Origin of the sequence: Bacillus sp. S4 (genome assembly GCF_040838205.1) — a bacterium.
Taxonomy (GTDB): Bacteria; Bacillota; Bacilli; order Bacillales; family Bacillaceae_G; genus Bacillus_A; species Bacillus_A cereus_U.
Window position 1 is genome coordinate 1 of record NZ_JBFPJI010000052.1, and the last position, 17,555, is coordinate 17,555.

Genomic DNA, 17,555 nt, shown 5'->3' on the forward strand with positions numbered 1-17,555 from the left:
AAAGAGTTGTAAACCGGTTCTTCAAACCCTCACTCGGAGGCTCACTTCTTTCACTAACCTAATAACACTCCATATCTCTGGTCTTACATCGCATGGAAACCTATTAGGCACTGACCGCTTCCTCACTTGGCTAGTTCCTCTATTCCCACTAAAAAGCGTGTTTTAAAACGGTTCTTCAAACCCTCACTCGAAAGCCTACTTCGTCGACTTACCTAAAATCACTCCATATCTCTGGTCTTACACATCGCATGGACCTCTATTAGGTACTGACCGCTCCCATACTTGGCTAGTTCCTCTATTCCCACTAAATAGAAAAGAGTTGTAAACCGGTTCTTCAAACCCTCACTCGGAGGCTCACTTCTTTCACTTACCTAAAAACACTCAATATTTATGGTCTTACATCGCATGGAAACCTATTAGGCACTGACCGCTTCCTCACTCGGCTAGTTCCTCTATCCCAACAAAAAAAAACGCTTTTCAAAACTTTTTTACAACACTAACTTATCAACTAAACCAATTAACTCTTGAATATCAGGCTTACTCACTTGAGCATTCGCTCCAACTGCCTCACCTTTATGGAACAACTCATTCGTAATTAAAGAAGAGAAAATAATAACTGGTAATTGCTTCATTACTTCACTGTCTTTAATTACTTTCGTTAAATGATGTCCATCCATTTTTGGCATTTCAATATCTGTAATAAGCAGATGAATATGTTCAAACATTTTTTCACCTTGCTCTTTTGCTAGTTTTTCAATTTGCGCTAACGCTTCTGCACCATTGCTGAAGAAATTCATTTTCGTATATCCAGCTGTTGATAATGTTTCTTCTAGTATTTGGCGAAGCATCGCTGAATCTTCTGCAATATAAATAACTTTTTCAGCACGATCTGTTTTTTGCTCTAATCCTGAAAGTGTTTTATTGTCATAACCAGTGTTACTAATTTCGCAAACAATTTTTTCATAATCTAACAATAAGATAATTTTCCCATCTAGTTTTACAATTCCAGACGTCGTTTCTTCTAGTCCCATAGATAATGAAGCTGGCTCATCAATTTGTTCCCAAGAAATGCGTTGAATACGATGCACTTCATCAACACGGAAAATAACTTTCATTTGGTTTAATTCCGAGATGATAAATTTCGTTTGATCAAGTGGCTTTATAGATTTTAAATTAAGAGCTGTCGCTAAGTTAATAACAGGTAAGATTTCACCGCGTACTTGAACAACACCTTCAACTGCATGATGAGATTCCGGCACAGTTGTAACAGGGAATGGATTAATAATTTCACGCACTTTCATTACATTGATGCTAAATAAATTTTCACCAACAGTATAAGTTACGATTTCTAATTCGTTTGTTCCACTTTCTAATAAAATACTTTGTGCTTGTGACATAAAGGTGTCGCTCCCCTTTCATTAATTCCATATATCTAATTATTAAGCTTTAATGAACCCCAAAAGTCAACTACCTATATGAAAATATAGGTAGTTGACTGAGCCTTATAGTTTTAAAGTAATAAAAACAGTGGTAAAGCTTAATCTTGTATAAACGAAGCAAGTGCCTCTAGTAACACTTCTTGCGCTCCTACAATTTCTGTCGGCATCGCTTCCCATTTTTTTGCAAGCTCTGTTTCCACTCTCACTCTAAGCTCTGGATTCATTTCTCCTAGTACATATTCCTTTGTAGCTATATCAACATCAAGGAGTGCAAGTGCATATAATTCCGAATCGTTTATTTTTTTAAATACTTGTTTCAATACCGCCGGTGCTATATGTTTTAACTTTTCAATGTGAATTTCCTTATCCGAAAATAGTAACTCATATTGAATAAACGTAACATTTTCTTTAATCACTTTAAAATAGCAATTATTCTTTTTATCATTTACAAAATAACCGTTCGGATCTGCAATAATACTCTCTACTTGACGTATTAAATTAGGCAAACTACTCGCCGTCATTACAGTACGTTGCTCAACCTCACTTGGCGAAATGAATGTAACGCGATACTTATTCTGCGCCATCCTCCTCACCTCTCCTTTTATATAAACTTAGTCTAATTATACAATATAGCACAACTATCTTAAATTAATCTATATCTATTTCAAATCACTGCTCATAGGCCCTATATCTTCAAAGAGAGAAGAGGCACCACCTAAACACTTGGATTCCAGCCTCTCCAACTACCTTAAAACCACTACATATCTCTAGTCTTACAACATACGAGCCACTCATAAGCACTGACCGCTACTACTCATCGCTGGACCCTCTCTCAAAACCTAAAAAGAAAGCTTTTAAGCCCCTTTCAACAACTCAATGTTATTGAACCAAAAAGCAAGCTGCTGATCCGTAATATCCGGCAACATAACGAAAAACTCACGGCACTTCATCTCATCTTTAAACAATTGATACTGCCAAACACCATTACTACCAATACTTACGAAATAAAACTCGTGTATAAGGCCAATGACTGCTTGTTTTTCACCAAACGAATATGGAGGCACTTGTTTGATTTCAAATTGATCTGGTAAATATACATGCTCTTCTCGTTCTATTTTTAACACTTGCTCAGCAAGCTCACGTTTATTTTCGAAAAAAGGCAATTGTAAAATTCGCTCTTGTCTTGTCATACGAATAAAAAACCCTTTCTACTACGTTACAATTTTTCTTTACGATTTATTATCGAATTAAGTTCACAACTTCATTTAATACTTCATCTGAAATTTTAATTACTTTCGCATTTCCTTGGAATCCGCGTTGGTATAACATTAAATCAACGAATTCTACAGATAAATCTACGTTTGCACCTTCTTGTGCGCCACCACGTACTTTTCCTGCACCGTTTTGACCAGATACGCCCATTGCTAAAATACCAGTTGTATTTGTCGCTGTATAGTTACCATTTCCGTTTTTCATTAAACCGCCCTCATTTGGGAACATTGCAACAGCTAATTGACCAGCAGATTTCATACTTCCATCAGAATATTTTACCATCACATATCCACCGTCAGCAATAAAGCAATCTTTAACAGTCGCCGCCGCTCTACCATCTACGTTTGTTACTGATAATGTTTTCTCTGTCGGATGGTTTGTTAATTTACTAAAATCTAAATTTACTGTTCCGCCATTAAACGGAATAGCTGCTCCTGGATTTTGCTGATTTGGATTTCCTACTGCATCAAATGTCATATTACCACCTGCACCTTGAACATCCTGAAACTCTGTTTCTTTTTTCGAATCATTACGCATCTGTACTTTATATGTATAATTATGTTCGCTCGTTTGTTTAAATTCTACACGCATTGTCCATGTATTACCGGCATCATCATATACAGGCAATTCTTGCGTAATCTGTTTTGCATCAGTTGGAATATTCCCTCCGATTACTCCTTTTGACGTTCGAATACCACCGATTGCTGATCCCATTGGAATTTGCAACGGTCCTGGAATACCAGATAAATCAACTTCACCAGTTGCTGCATTTGCAGGATATGCGAATACGTATTGGCCTTCTGTATTCGTAATATAGTAATCTGAAGATATCCCGAACGTACCTTTACGCGTAAATTCCATGTTGCCGCCTTTTGAATCACCAACTACGAAGAAACCATTACCTTCCATTGCTGCTTGTGTTTTACCACCCGTTAACGTAATTGTACCATCGCTATAGTCCGTAACTGTTCCGCTCATTTTCACACCGTTACCGATACTTTTCGGGTTCGTTCCTGCGTATTTACCATCGCCTTTTGCACCAATTGAATTGTTGTACAGTAAATCATCAAACATTGCTTTTTGTTTTTTATAACCAACTGTTTGTGCATTGGCAATATTATTTGAAGTAACACTTAATGCATTTTGTGTTGCATTCATTCCTGTAATACTTGTATATAACGCTTTAATCATAACGTATGGACACTCCCTTATGAATTTGTTATTTTTACTTCTTCAGCTACTTTTTGATCGTCTTTCTTTGCATCTTCTGGATTCGTTTCTCCAATTGGTTTATCAGACACTCTTTCCACGAAACGAAGAGACACTACTTTATTATCAATAACGAGCTGTACTTCGTTATTTTCTGCAAGGCGAACTGTTTCTACTTGACCAGTTACTTTGTTCCCTTCACCGTCAATACCTCTTACATACTTTCCTAAAAACTTCATTCCACCATCAAGCGCTGTCGAATGCATCGTCGTTCTTAAAGAGTCAACTGCTTTTGTCATATTTTGTACTTGTTCCATAAGAGATAACTGCGCTGTTTGGTTCATCATTTGATTCATATCCATCGCATTAAATGGATCTTGATGTTGGAAACTCGATAAAAACAATTTTAGGAAATCATCTTTTCCCATTACCCCAGGAGTTTTTTGCTCCCCTGCTGAAACTCCATTTGTTTGTTGAACTGGCGATTGTACACCGTTAACAGGTACATTACTTTTTTGCGCTCCTGCTTGTAACGGAATATGATTTGTACTCGTTGTATTTAATCCAACTGTTGGCACGCTTTATTCCTCCAATAATCCCGCAAATTCTTTTGATTGTTGTTTCTCATGTTTCGTATTTGCTAATTTTTGTTTTTGCCTTTGCTCTTGTTCTCGTTGTTCTTTACGATGTTCATCTTTTTCTGAATAACTAATTTGAATATTAATTTCTTTTTCTTTTAACTTTAGCTTCAAATCGTCAAAAATCATTTCAACACGTTTTTTCGCATCGTGTTTTTCCATTTCTACATGAACCTCAATTTGATCTCCATGCTTTTTCATAAATACAGTTAATGTACCAAGTTTTTCTGGATTTAGCTGGAATAAAACACGTTCTTGTTTCACTACAAACTTTTGCAATGCTTCTACTTGTGCTTCCATTTTCTTACCTAAGTCAGGTAATGTAACCTTCTCAGCTCCACTATTTTGTTTTCCTATTTGGTCAGTACCCGTTGCTTTATTTAATAACTCAGCTCCGGCTGAACTGGAATCATTTAACTGATCGACTTTTGATAACTCTACCTTCACATCATCGCTCTCTGCTTTCGGGAGTTCTACTTCCTTAGACTCCTCTTGTTTCTTTGCAATATTACAAGTTTCTGATTCTACGACTTTTAATACTTGCAACGTCTGCTCTGGCATTGTCACCTTGTCTAACGCCATTTGCATTGTATCTTCTAAACATATGACATTTTTAATATTCATGTTCGAAAGGAGTTCTTGTAATTGTTGTAATTCAGCTGCAGGCAATTCGTTCAGTTTAATATTTCCGTATTCTTTATATAATTCTTGTATTTTTTGTATGTATTGATATAACAATTCTGGCTGCACACGTAATTGCTCAATTGCAATCATTTGCTCAGATACAGCTAGTAATAATTGTTCTGTCTCTTTTTTTTCTTCTTTCTTTACAATCGGCTCTTCTTTCGTTACCGTTTTTTTTGCGAGAAGATATTCTTTCTTCTCTTCTTCTGGTGCTTCTGCTCGTTTCGGTTTCTCCGTTTTCGGCTGTTTTTTATTTTCAATTCTCATTGTATTATCAAATGAAGAATTTTCATTTTTTGATTGTATTTCTAGCCCTTTTTCTTTTTGCGGAGGTAAACTCTGTTGCACCGGTAATACAAATTGTATCACTACATCCACCTCATCCGTTCATACACATTTTTAAATCAAGAAGCATTTTTTCTTCTAACTTTTCTTTTACTTTCGCAAGCTTCTTACAATCTTCTTGATACATTTCATCAATGACACGTTCTTTTTCTTTTATTTTCTCTAAAAGGCTTTCATTTTTTTGAATAAAACCTTCTGTTTTTTTAATTTTCCGATTCCATTCTTCTATTCTTTCAGGTGAAAATGTATGTGAAGACAGCATACCAGCCATAATACGTTGCCCAGTTTGTACGACTTTACTACGTGATTTCACAACATACAGATCATATTCTTTTTTTTGTTCTATTTTTCTTTTTTCAGCTGTTAGTTCGTACACTTCTTTCAAGATTTGTTCTTTCTCTTGATTAATCTGCAATTTTATCGTGTCGTACTGCTGCTTATCCACCCGTTTTCATAGCCCCTTCCTATTATAACGTTCCCCTTTTTCTATTATATAGTTTTTTTACAAAAAAATCTGTGAAATATTAAAAACAAAAAAATAAGACCTCAAAGGGCGAGATCTTATACAATATGGTGCATCGCTTGGACAACATCTTCAAAATGAAAACTATCCGTTCGACCTTGTTTTAAAAACATATTTATAGCTTCTACTTTATTTTTACATTCAAAAATATAAGCATTTTCTTCATTTTCTTGAATTGTTCCTAGTTTAAAATACAATTCATTTTCTTTATAAATAGATAAAATTTTTCTCATTTCATTTGCAAGTTGCCAATGATTCGGCGATACGATTTCTTCCATAATCCTACTCACCGAATCTAGTACGGAAATGGCAGGGTAATGACTAAGAGTTGCGAGCTCACGTTTTAATACAATATGTCCATCTAAAATACCACGAGCTAAATCTGGTACAGGACCATTTAAATCGTCACCATCAACTAGCACTGTATAAATACCTGTTATTGCCCCTTTTTGTGTTTTTCCGGATCGCTCTAATAACTTTTTCATATAACTTTCCATTAAGAGTGTTTTACCACCGATTGGTAATTCTTTGACTGCAATGTCAACACTTCGGCGAGCGTCGGCAAAACGAGTAACTGAATCCATCATAAGTAGTACATTATTACCTTGATCACGGAAATATTCGGCAATCGACGTTGCAAGCTTAGCCGCACGCAGTTGCATAAGGTGACTTTCATCTGACGTCGCTACAACAACGACGCTTTTTTTCATACCTTCTTCGCCTAATTCTTTTCGAATAAAGTCTTTTACTTCCCGGCCACGCTCACCTACTAAACTAATAACGTTAATATCAGCTTTTGCGTTTTTCGCAATCATTCCAAGTAATGTAGATTTACCAACACCCGATCCTGCGAAAATACCAATCTTTTGCCCGATCCCAATCGTTAACATAGAATCAATCGATTTAATTCCCGTTTCAAATACATCTGTAATTTCTTCACGCTCAAATGCATGAATCGGCGGTGCATCTAATTTTATTTTTTGCACTGGAATATTTTCAGCCTCTTCGTTTAACACTTTGCCATTTGCACTTAACACTTTTCCAAGCAAATGATTACCACGGGGCACAACGACATCTTCTGCAATTAATGTAACTGAATCTCCGTAACATACTTTTTCTGTCTGTTCAAATGGTAGTAACATATTATTTTCTTTTTCAATTGCAATAACTTCACATAAGACGCTATGTTCTCCAACGAGACAAACATCTCCAATCTTCGCTTTCGGACCTTTCGCTACAAAAAACTGCTCTTGTACACTATGAACTTTGCCAACTTTCGTATAAAACGGCGTTTCAATAAACGTATTCCATTTATTATGTTCGTTCATGAGCTTATTGTTCATACCTTTTGCTCCTCAAACAACTTTTCCTCTTCCCATTTATGACGAAGTTTCGCAAATATAGTTGCAAATTTAAATTCAAAAAACTCTTTCTCTTCTTCCAAAACAAATTCGCCAAACTGTAAAGAAAAATCATACTTCCATTCTACTAATTGTAGTAACCAATACTCTTTCGTATTTTCTTTCTCTTCTTGTATACGCTCAAATGTTTCTGGATGAACCGTTATAGTTAATTTTTCAAATGAAGTAGGCAATGTTTGCACGATACCTGTTAAAATCGGCAAAACGTCTAATAATCGTGAATCTACCGCTTGATTCACAATTTTTTCTGCTAATTGAAAAGATTGATTCCATAATAACTCAGTCCATTCATATGCTGTTTCTTGTTGCTCCTTTTGAAACTGCATACGTGCTGCTTCCATCTGCTCCATTTGTTCATGAATATGCATTTGAAACTGTTCTTTATCCTGTAACAACCGCTGACGCTCTTGCTCTAGCATTTGCTGCTGCTGCCTTAGTTGATGCATTTCAATATGTAATACATCTTGCTGTGCTAGAAGTTCTGCATGATCTACTTGTATTTCTTCTTGGGCGTGAACTGATATTGGTTTCGGGAATTGTAATTCATACGTTTCTTCAGAAAAAGAAACAGAATTCTTCGGAATTCTGTTTTTAAATAAGGACATCATCTTCACCTCTTTGAACGATAATTCTTCCTTCTTTTTCTAGTTTTTTCACTGTACCTGTAATCGTTTGCTGCGCTTTTTCAGCATCCGTCATCTTAAGCGGTCCTAAGCCATCTAACTCTTCTAGAATCATCTCTTTACGGTTTGAAGACATACATGTAAATAATTTCTCTTTAATTTCTTCTTTTGCAATTTTAATTGCTTTCGCAATAACACCGTTATCTGTAATTTCCTCTAATACGCGGCGAAGTGCAAGATCTTCAAGACCGAGTAAGTCTTCAAAGACAAACATATTTTCTTTAATTTTCTCAGATAACTCATAATCGACTTCATCGAGCTTTTGAAAGACTGTTTTTTCAACGCCTCGTGAAACGTTATTTAAAATGTTCACAATCGTTTTCAATCCATCTGTTTTATTAATAGCACTAAATGCCATATTATTTAATTTTGCTTTTAATAACTCACCAATTTGATTAATTAATTCACCATCTACTTGCTCTAGCTTCGCAATGCCCATTACCGTTTCTACACGTTTATGATCTGGTAATCTCTCAATTAATTGAGATGCTAGTTGAGGCTTAATATAAGAAGCAATAATTGCTATCGTTTGTGGCGATTCATCATTAAGCACTGTAAGAAGTGGCTCTAAATCTGTTAGTGAATTTAAGAATTCAAATGGATTATCTTTGTTGTACCAAAGGTCTTCTAATAATTTTTCCAACTCGTCTTCTGGCATATTTTTAAATATACGACGAATGTATTCTTTATCTGGGGTCACTAAATTTAATTCTTTTACATTTAGTTCATACAGAAACTCCCCTAGTACATTTTCTAACGTTTCTGCTTTATATACACGAAACTTCGCAATTTCACGAAGTAACACTTCTTTTTCCTCAGCCGTCATATATTCAATGACTTTTGCTGCCACCTCTTCGTCTAATGTACGAATGAGGATGGCAGCTTTTTCTTTGGAGGAGATTTCATCTAACATTGTTTTTCCTCCCTTACTTATCCGTTTAGCCATTTTTTAATAACTTTTGCAGTACCTTCTACATGCTCTCTCGTAGCTTCCTGCACTTGGTCATCTAATGTAGGTTCTGCCGGTTCTACTGGTTCTGGTTTTGGCTCTGGTACTATTTTCTCTTCAGGAATTTCCATAATGCTTTCACTACTTGCAGCAACTTCCTCTTCTGCTAAGTATTCATCATATTCCTCTTCTTCTTTCTTTTTCTTACGTCTTGCTAAGAAGAACCATAATAGGCCACCAAGCGCTAACAATCCACCTGTAATTCCACCGAATAACCACCAGTTAATGCCGATTTTTTCTGGCTCTTTCTCTTTCTCTACTTTCGGTTGATCAAACTGAACAGTTACAACGTTAACTTGACCATTTATAAAGTTTCCATTCGGATCAGCTTGAAGTCCAGCAGCTGTACCAATTGCTTCTTTAAACGTTGTCATATCAATTCTTCGTTTTACTAACGTATCATTATCGACCCATACAACAACATTTGTTTTTGTTAATTCCGGATGTTTCTTAATCGTTTCAACCGTTTTATCTATCTCATAGTTTTCAACTTTGTTACCATTTTTATTATCGTAGACGATTTTACCATTTTGATTATTGTTCGTACCGTAGTTTGGCACTTCACCATTCGCTGTAATACCAGCACTTGGCTTCGTATCCGCTCCTTCTTGCGCAGTAGAGCTTTCCTCTTGCTCTTGTTTACTGCGAAGTACACCTTTATCCCCATATTTTTCTGACTGACGTGTAACTTCATCATAATTTACAGACACTTTCGTATTCACTTTATATTCATTTGGCTTAAACATCGTCATTAACGTCGCATCAATATCTTGCTTTAATTTACCTTCAATTTGTTGTTGCATCTCAACTTCTTTTTCATAAGAAGAGGAACTAGTAGAATGTGCTTCATCTGCTCCTTTCGAGATAATACCTTTTTTACTATCAATAACACTTACTTCTTCTGCTTTCACCCCAGGAACTGCCGCACTAATCATTTGCTGTATACCTGCAACTTGATCAGCTGTTAATAGTTGTCCACGTTTCACACCAATAGTAATTGCTGCTGTTCCCTTTGCCTTTTCTTCATCAAAAATGGTTTCTTTTTCAGGTAATGTAATTTGCACATTCGCCGTTTCAACTGTCGCAAAGTTTCTTACAATATCTTGCTCCAATTGCTTTTTCGTACCGACAATCTGCTTCATTTTCTTATCTTGCTCACTTGAACCGAGCGAGCTTTCTAATAAAATTTCCTCACCGCTTTTTGAATTAAACGGTAAGCCCATTCCATTCATTTCTTTTCGAACCCATGGAGCATCGTTCTTTTGCACTCGAATCGAACCATCAGCTGCTAATTGATAATCAACACCTAGCTTCGATAATTCTGCTGTAATCTCTTGCTTATCTGTATCGTTTAAATTTTGATATACAACAACATATTTATCTGGCAAGGTGAAGTATAAAAGTGCTCCTGTTACAATCGCTAAAAGCGCAGCACCAATTACTAACTTATGCCACGTTTTCAACGATTGGAAAACATTTTTTATCTTTTCCATTTAAACACACCCGTCCATTTTCCTAAATTTGCATATTAATTAGTGACTTATAATTCTCAATAAGATTATCTCGTACAAGAGCAGCCGTTTTCATTTGTGATTCAGCTTTCTTCTGCTGAATTAAAACATCATGCGTTTCTCCTACCCCTTTTGTCAGTAAATCATATACTGCTGTTTGTGCATTATTTTGCGTTTGATTCATATCTTCCAATAAATCAATAAACTTTTTGCCTTCAACTACAGATGTTTCTGAAGTTTTCGGTACGCCAATTGGCTGAATTGCTCCAAATGGCTGTGTATTTAACATTGGTTGGATTTTCATATTTCCCATCTTCCCTCTTATCCTCGGCCGATTTCTAAATCTTTATCGAGCATTTTTTTGTTCGCATTTAATACACTCGTATTTGCTTCATACATTTTTTGAGCAACCATTACATTCGTCATCTCAGCTGTCACATCAATGTTCGGATAACGTACATATCCTTCTTCATTTGCATGTGGATGCGTCGGATCATACACAAGATTTTCATTTCGATCCGTTTCAATACTTTTTATTTTCACTCCGTTAGTAGGAGCTCCATCTAGCATACTTGCAAAACTATTGTTTGATTCTAGCACCACACTTCGGCGGTGATACGGCTCTGCGCCCGGCGCTCCCGTCGTATTTGCATTCACGATATTGTTAGAAGTAACTTCCATCCATTTTCTCGCTGTAGTTAGTCCTGAGCCACTTGCATTAATTGCTTGGAACATCGCGTTGTCTCTCCTTCTACTCTTAACGTCCACGTGCTGCTTGGTTAATTGCGTATTGCGTATTAATCGCATTAATTGAGATACCGTATAATTGGTTTGTTTTCATTAAATCTAGCATTTCTGTCGTTACGTCCACACTATTTCCATCTTTATTCGTTTGCATTGATTTCGTTTGAATCTTTGCATATGTATTTTTCGCATTTACTGTTGGTAAGTGCATTTCATTCGTTTGATATAAGTCTGAATTACTCTTTAAATCCGCAGCATTTTTTTTGAATAGCGGATTATTCATATTCATTTGTTCAGCAAATGTTACATCTTGTGCTTTAAACCCTGGTGTATTCGCATTTGCAATATTACTAGAAACAGTATTTCGCTTCGTTACTAAATAATTCATATAATGACTAACATCACTAACTAAGTCCGGCATATTCCACACCCTTCTTTTTTCCATCATGCTCGCTTACGGCATGATCATCCACTGATGGAAGTTTCACTTTATTATTCATTTCCTTATATGTATTTATTAAAATGTTATCTATTATGTACCCTTTCATATTTTATTCCATTTTCCCATTGTTGTCTTTAGAAAAATACAAAAATATATAAAAGAATAAAAAAACTGTATTCACTTAGTAATCTATATAACATTTCTATATAAGAACAATAAAATAAATTTCTTTTTTTTATTATTTAGATTATTTCTGTTTTTTCATTACAGTCATAAAGTGAAACCTCAATCAGCGGAACGCTTTTATTCAAACTACGGAATGGATTCCCCTTATAATAAGGAGAACCCGTTTCCATACTTTACAATTAATATTTACCGTAAAACGAATTAGCTTTCATTCGTCCATCATTTGTCATAATCATTTCTTCCAAAATCTTTTGCTTATCTCGAATATGTTGAGCTGCCTTTATTATTAATGGACTCACTTCCGCTGCAACATCTGCTCGCGTCTTTTCATCCAAGGTCATCATCCAGCGATTTAACATAGCACTTTTCTCAGCAAATTCTTCATCTGACACTTGTAATTCACCGATTTCATTAAAACAGCCGACAAACGCTCGATAAATATCATTGTTCATTTTCGAGTGCTCCGCGGTAACCGTCTATTAAATCTTGTAACACTTGCACAATCGCATCCATGTCTTTTACTTCACGCGTTACTTTCATCGTCTGAATTTGAATGCTAATCCAATCGTATAAACCGAATAGACTATCATACAAATCTTTAGTAATCTCAGGATTTAATTGAAGCTTTAACTCTTCAAAAATACGTTCTAATTTTTCAAGAAGTGCATCTCCTTCTTGTAGTTTAAAAGTATTTAAAAGCTCTTCTAAATTACGAAACTCAACGATACATCTTTCATAAATAAAAATTGTATTTTTAATTGGATTACTCGTCATAATATCATTTTGCATATAACGTTGCCATGCTTGCATACGATCACTTCCTCAACTTTCATTAATCATCACTTTTTTGTTTTGTCATTGCTTTAATTGTTTTTAGTTGGCTATCTAGCGCCGCTAATGTACTTTCTAGCTTTTGATACTTCTTCACAATCTCATCTTGTTTTTGCAGATTTTGTGTTTCAATATCTTTAATCTTTTTATCTAAATCACTTACACGTGAATCGATGTTTTTTACATGCTCTCCGACTACACCTTTATCACCAAATAGTTTATCAAGTGGTTCTTCCATCATCTTCCCTAAACCGTTAGAACCAAAGAAAAATTGCTTCGCTGCATCCGGCTTGTCTTTTAACGCTTGTGTTAATTTTTCATCATTAACTTCCATCGTCCCGTCTTGCTTTAATTGAATTCCAAATGAAAACAAATAATTACCGTCTTGAGAAAATGTTACGATGTTATTCATCGCTTGACGTACACTTTGCATAATAGCTTGACCTTGGAAGGCTCCACCTTTTCCAGCAAAAATATCTATTGTAGAAACAGCTTTATTATAATCAGCTACCATTTTTTTAATAATATTTGATGCGTCTGTTACATTTGAATCACTTACTGTAAACTTCAGATCAATACCTTTTACTTTTGAATCTGTTGTTGTACCTGCATCTGATTTTTCTTCACCTGGTTTTTCGTCTACTTTTGGCTCCGTTACTTTTAACAATTCAATTTTCACGCCAGGAAGAGCTTCAATTGTATTCGTAGGACTTTTGTCCTCGATACCGTTAATACTATATATAGCATTTTTTGCTTCATTAATAGTATTTAATTTCATTTCCGTCTTAGTTTCACTGTCTTGATTTGTGCCTGTCCCTTTAATTTCCACCTCTGAATAAAATAGTTCAGTAAGTACGTTAGGTGGTGTACTTGCTAATTTAATAGCGTTTGCCTCTCCTTCTTTCGTAGAGGACATAAAAATTTTATTACCAAGTGTATATGCTGATACCCCATAATCCCCATCATTAATTTTATTAATTAAATCTTTATATGTCATATCAGTTGTTACTTTTAGTTCTTTATCGCCTAGTTTTATTGTTTCATTTCTTGGAAGCTTCTCATTTATATTATCAATAGAATTAGAAGCTATTTGATGACGCTGTGCGAGCTGTGTAATCATCATATTAAAAGTTCCTGCAATCGCTCCACCATCAGCTTTTACATTAATATAACCGTCTTGTGTTGTTGTAACTTTTTTCTCATTCCCTTTAAAAGCCGCTAAGTTTTTAAATGTTTGTGTGAAAGAACTAAATTCTGATTTTAAACTTGTGTATAATAGTTTATCTTGTGAAAGTTGGTTCTTTTCATTAGCATACGGTGTTTTTCTCATATCTAACGCTTGCATTTCTAATTCTACAAAGTTAGATGTATCGATCATATTATTTCCGAGGTTCCAGATCTGTTGTCTACCGCCAATACCTGTTAATGTCCCTGCCATGTTGTCTCACTCCTTATTGTTTACATGTAGTCTAAAATACTCGTTTTACTCATCGTACTAACCGCTTTAAGCGTCGCTTCATACGTTGCATTGATATATGCTAGGTCAGAAATTGCTACCGCCAAATCGACATCTTCAATTTCTTTACGGTTTTCTTGAAGTGCTAAATTTTGCTCGCTTAAAATCGTTTTAAACGTCTCCATTGTATTCATAGTTGAACCAACTTCAGTTGTACGGTTAATGATGCTATCTAAGTTTTTCTTATTTTCTCCTAATAGTGGTTGCAAAGCTTTTTGATCACCTTTATTCAGCGCTTCACTCATCTGTTTTAACGTTTTTATAACCGGTGATAATAATTCTTCTCCGTTACGAAATGCTTTTAATTCATAGCCATCATTTAGTTGCCAGTTCACATCATTTTTTCCACCTTGATACGTACCATCTTCTGTGAATGGAACTTGCTCAGCACTATCACCACCGAAAATATAACGGCCTTGCTCTTTCGTATTCGCTAAATATACAACTTGTTTTAAAATTTGATCAATCTCTGCACCGATTGCCTTCAATTCTTTTTCGCTATTTGTTCCATTTAACGCTTGCACTGTTAATTGATCCGCTCTTGTTAAAGATTTAAAAACACCTTGTAAAGTATTTTCAGTTTGTGTTAATACATTTTTCGAATCCGCTAAATCTTTTTGCATTTGTTCAATATTTGCTAAAGAATGCTGAATCGCAAATGATTTGCTTGCCGCAAGTGGATCTTCACTCATAAGAAGGTTTTTCTTCCCAGAAGTTACTTGATTTCGGTGGTATTGCTGTTGCACATTCAAATCCATCATCTGATTCTTTGCCCAGTTTGCATTTTGAAACGTAGATACTCTCATCCATCATCTTCTCCTTTATCTATATTTGACTTAGCGCGGGGAAGCAACCACAATTTTATACAGCTATTTTCTTCCCTACCATTCAATTATTTCATATCTCTGGTCTCACATCGCTCGCCCACTAATAGGCACTGTGACCGCCTCTATCTAACTCAGGACCCTCTCTCTAATCATAAAAAAAGGGCCTCGTTTCTATTTGACATGGCTGTTCTCTAACCTAACCTATCCCACAACCACTTCATATCTCTGGTCTCACATCGCTTGGTCCACTAATAGGCACTGACCGCCTCTATCTAACGCAGGACCCTCTCTCTACACATAAAAAAAGCTCTTTTTCATTTTTATTTAACACGAGGACGATACATTTACTACACATGGCTTTCCTCTTAGCTAACTTATCATTCAATCATTTCATATCTCTGGTCTTACACGGCTTGGTCCACTAAAAGGCTCTGTCCGCTTCCACCCTATGCAGGACCCTCTCTCTACACATAAAAAAAGGGGCTTCGTTTCTACCTCGCGTTATCTAATAATCGAAAACAGACTGTCAAATACTTCATTCATCGTTGTAATGGCCTTAGAGTTTGCCACGAAGTATTTCTGGAAGGCCATTAAATTAACCATTTCTTCTTCCATATTGACGCCTTCTATACTCATCTTTTCTTGCTGAATACCTTCTAATAAGTCTTTATGAATATTTTGATAAGCATTCACTGCACTTTTATCAGAAGCTACACCAACTATGAATTGGTCTAACGCTTGTTTATAAGAAAGACCTTCTTTATAATCTCCATCTGTAATTCCTGCCAGTTTATTTGCTGTTTCAGCAGAAATTTTCATTTTTGAAACATCTTTTGCGAATTCAGGATTTAACTGAATATCTTTCGCATGATCTCCAACGAAGAAATCTTTTCCCATCACTGTATTCACTTGATTTTTCACAGAACTCATTAAGTCTTCAATATGTTTCTTATAACTAGCAATCTTTCCTTTCGTATCTATTGCTGATTGAATGGCTCCACCTGTTAAAGGAATATCCGATCCATAAATCGCAACAGTCATCGGTTCGCTCCCCTTATTTAATTGAAGTGGATATGTGTCTTGTCCATTTACTGTTAAAACGCCATTCATTCTAACACTCGCGATATTAGGATTCATAGATTCATAAGACACTTCTATATTGGCATATTTAGACATCTCTGTAATAATACGATCACGTTCATCTAATAGTTGATTAGGTACTTGTGTCCCTGCCTGTCCAATTTTTTTATTCGCTTCTGCTAAACTAGCACCAAGACGATTAAATTCATTGACATGCGCTTCAATATCTTCTGTCGTCTGTACTTCCGCTGTATCTAAGTTTTTCGCAAGACGATTTATTTGACTTGTGAACTTTCCAGTTTCAGCAACTAATGTATCGTAGTAGTTTGATTGTTCTGGATTTTTCGCAACTTCACGAAAAGCATTAAAAAAACCATCCATTAAACTAGATAATGAATTCTTTCCTGTAGTTCCTACCATAGACTCTACTCGTGATAAAGTAGAATTCATATATGCATAGTAAGAGAACTGTGACAACTGATCATTAAATTGCTTCGTTTTCACTTCATCAGTAATTCGGTCAACACCTAATGTTTGTACACCCGAACCAATTCTCTGTCCTGGCGTATGACCATTACTTGCTCCTACAGACCCTAAATTCACGGCTTGACGCACATAACCAGGTGTATGAATGTTAGATAAGTTTTGTTTCGTCGTTTGTAATCCCATTTGGGCCGCTAGCATACCAGATAGCGGTGTATTATAATCAGATAACCTCATAATGCTTCACTTCTCCTTTACAATAGTTCATTCATAAAGATTTGCGAATTATTGTTTTTCTCCAAATTGTATTCAGAAACGGAATCTACAATACTCTCTGTAGTTTTTAATAGTACGTTTAAGTAATATTGATTTTTCAAAAGAATCATTTTTACATTTTCTTCTAATTCATTTAAACTTTTTTGTAATTCTTCTATTTTTTCAATTTCTTCCGGTGAAAAATACGAAAATAGCGAACGCATACGCAATGGTTCGACTTTCTTTTCTTCACAAAACTGAACAACCATCTCCTCAAAAGAGCGAGATAATCCTTTTACACCTTCTATGTACTGCAATTGTTCCACTTGCAGCTTTTGAACTGCATTTACATTTTTATGTTTTAAATTCTCATATATTTGTTCTCCAAGCGTTTGAATATTTTCATATGCTTTTTGAATGATAACAAGCTTTTCATATAATTGTATGTACATATAGC

20 protein-coding genes are annotated in these 17,555 nt (G+C 35.4%); all 20 read right to left on the minus strand.

The genetic code is table 11. From position 1 onward, the window contains the following. Positions 1 to 488: 488 nt before the first annotated feature. Positions 489 to 1,397, minus strand: coding sequence for a chemotaxis protein (locus AB3X48_RS08550; RefSeq protein ID WP_016104401.1), 909 nt, complete (start codon positions 1,395 to 1,397; stop codon positions 489 to 491). A gap of 140 nt (positions 1,398 to 1,537) precedes the next feature. Further along, positions 1,538 to 2,023, minus strand: a complete 486-nt coding sequence (locus AB3X48_RS08555) for a hypothetical protein (RefSeq protein WP_016104400.1) — start codon at positions 2,021 to 2,023, stop codon at positions 1,538 to 1,540. A 270-nt stretch (positions 2,024 to 2,293) separates the two neighbouring features. After that, positions 2,294 to 2,629 carry a DUF3964 family protein gene (locus AB3X48_RS08560; RefSeq protein ID WP_016104399.1) on the minus strand — a complete coding sequence of 112 codons (336 nt, stop codon included), beginning with the start codon at positions 2,627 to 2,629 and terminating at the stop codon, positions 2,294 to 2,296. Positions 2,630 to 2,678: 49 nt separating this feature from the next. Continuing rightward, positions 2,679 to 3,902, minus strand: coding sequence for a flagellar hook protein FlgE (locus tag AB3X48_RS08565; protein WP_016104398.1), 1,224 nt, complete (start codon positions 3,900 to 3,902; stop codon positions 2,679 to 2,681). Between the two features lie 17 nt (positions 3,903 to 3,919). Continuing rightward, the gene (locus AB3X48_RS08570) at positions 3,920 to 4,498 is read right to left on the minus strand and encodes a flagellar hook assembly protein FlgD (RefSeq protein ID WP_016104397.1); all 579 of its coding nucleotides are present in this window, start codon (positions 4,496 to 4,498) and stop codon (positions 3,920 to 3,922) included. 3 nt (positions 4,499 to 4,501) lie between these two features. Continuing rightward, positions 4,502 to 5,611 (minus strand): flagellar hook-length control protein FliK, encoded by a 1,110-nt coding sequence (locus tag AB3X48_RS08575; protein WP_016104396.1) that lies wholly within the window; start codon positions 5,609 to 5,611, stop codon positions 4,502 to 4,504. 10 nt (positions 5,612 to 5,621) lie between these two features. After that, on the minus strand, positions 5,622 to 6,032 hold the full coding sequence (locus AB3X48_RS08580; RefSeq protein ID WP_002201046.1) for a hypothetical protein: 411 nt from the start codon (positions 6,030 to 6,032) through the stop codon (positions 5,622 to 5,624). A gap of 116 nt (positions 6,033 to 6,148) precedes the next feature. Next, on the minus strand, positions 6,149 to 7,453 hold the full coding sequence (gene fliI, locus AB3X48_RS08585) for a flagellar protein export ATPase FliI (protein ID WP_016104395.1): 1,305 nt from the start codon (positions 7,451 to 7,453) through the stop codon (positions 6,149 to 6,151). Then, entirely contained in the window at positions 7,450 to 8,136 is a 687-nt protein-coding gene (locus AB3X48_RS08590) for a FliH/SctL family protein (RefSeq protein ID WP_256415932.1), read from the minus strand. The genes fliI and AB3X48_RS08590 overlap by 4 nt, the downstream gene beginning before the upstream one ends. Beyond that, the gene (locus tag AB3X48_RS08595; RefSeq protein ID WP_016104393.1) at positions 8,123 to 9,127 is read right to left on the minus strand and encodes a flagellar motor switch protein FliG; all 1,005 of its coding nucleotides are present in this window, start codon (positions 9,125 to 9,127) and stop codon (positions 8,123 to 8,125) included. The genes AB3X48_RS08590 and AB3X48_RS08595 overlap by 14 nt, the downstream gene beginning before the upstream one ends. A gap of 17 nt (positions 9,128 to 9,144) precedes the next feature. Further along, positions 9,145 to 10,716 (minus strand): flagellar basal-body MS-ring/collar protein FliF, encoded by a 1,572-nt coding sequence (gene fliF / locus AB3X48_RS08600; protein WP_016104392.1) that lies wholly within the window; start codon positions 10,714 to 10,716, stop codon positions 9,145 to 9,147. 22 nt (positions 10,717 to 10,738) lie between these two features. Then, a complete protein-coding gene (fliE, locus tag AB3X48_RS08605) occupies positions 10,739 to 11,038 on the minus strand; it encodes a flagellar hook-basal body complex protein FliE (protein ID WP_033714758.1) in 300 nt (99 codons plus the stop codon). A 17-nt stretch (positions 11,039 to 11,055) separates the two neighbouring features. After that, positions 11,056 to 11,469 (minus strand): flagellar basal body rod protein FlgC, encoded by a 414-nt coding sequence (gene flgC, locus AB3X48_RS08610; RefSeq protein WP_002030933.1) that lies wholly within the window; start codon positions 11,467 to 11,469, stop codon positions 11,056 to 11,058. A gap of 22 nt (positions 11,470 to 11,491) precedes the next feature. Further along, positions 11,492 to 11,899, minus strand: a complete 408-nt coding sequence (gene flgB, locus AB3X48_RS08615; RefSeq protein WP_088078217.1) for a flagellar basal body rod protein FlgB — start codon at positions 11,897 to 11,899, stop codon at positions 11,492 to 11,494. Positions 11,900 to 12,285: 386 nt separating this feature from the next. After that, positions 12,286 to 12,558, minus strand: coding sequence for a hypothetical protein (locus AB3X48_RS08620; RefSeq protein WP_002201054.1), 273 nt, complete (start codon positions 12,556 to 12,558; stop codon positions 12,286 to 12,288). Then, positions 12,548 to 12,916, minus strand: a complete 369-nt coding sequence (locus AB3X48_RS08625; RefSeq protein ID WP_016104388.1) for a flagellar export chaperone FliS — start codon at positions 12,914 to 12,916, stop codon at positions 12,548 to 12,550. The genes AB3X48_RS08620 and AB3X48_RS08625 overlap by 11 nt, the downstream gene beginning before the upstream one ends. Positions 12,917 to 12,938: 22 nt before the next feature. Then, positions 12,939 to 14,375 carry a flagellar hook-associated protein 2 gene (locus AB3X48_RS08630; RefSeq protein WP_016104387.1) on the minus strand — a complete coding sequence of 479 codons (1,437 nt, stop codon included), beginning with the start codon at positions 14,373 to 14,375 and terminating at the stop codon, positions 12,939 to 12,941. Between the two features lie 20 nt (positions 14,376 to 14,395). Beyond that, on the minus strand, positions 14,396 to 15,259 hold the full coding sequence (locus AB3X48_RS08635) for a flagellar hook-associated protein 3 (protein WP_367959281.1): 864 nt from the start codon (positions 15,257 to 15,259) through the stop codon (positions 14,396 to 14,398). A gap of 522 nt (positions 15,260 to 15,781) precedes the next feature. Then, entirely contained in the window at positions 15,782 to 17,080 is a 1,299-nt protein-coding gene (gene flgK / locus AB3X48_RS08640) for a flagellar hook-associated protein FlgK (RefSeq protein WP_016104386.1), read from the minus strand. Between the two features lie 17 nt (positions 17,081 to 17,097). Next, on the minus strand, positions 17,098 to 17,550 hold the full coding sequence (gene flgN / locus AB3X48_RS08645) for a flagellar export chaperone FlgN (protein ID WP_016104385.1): 453 nt from the start codon (positions 17,548 to 17,550) through the stop codon (positions 17,098 to 17,100). Positions 17,551 to 17,555 lie beyond the last annotated feature (5 nt).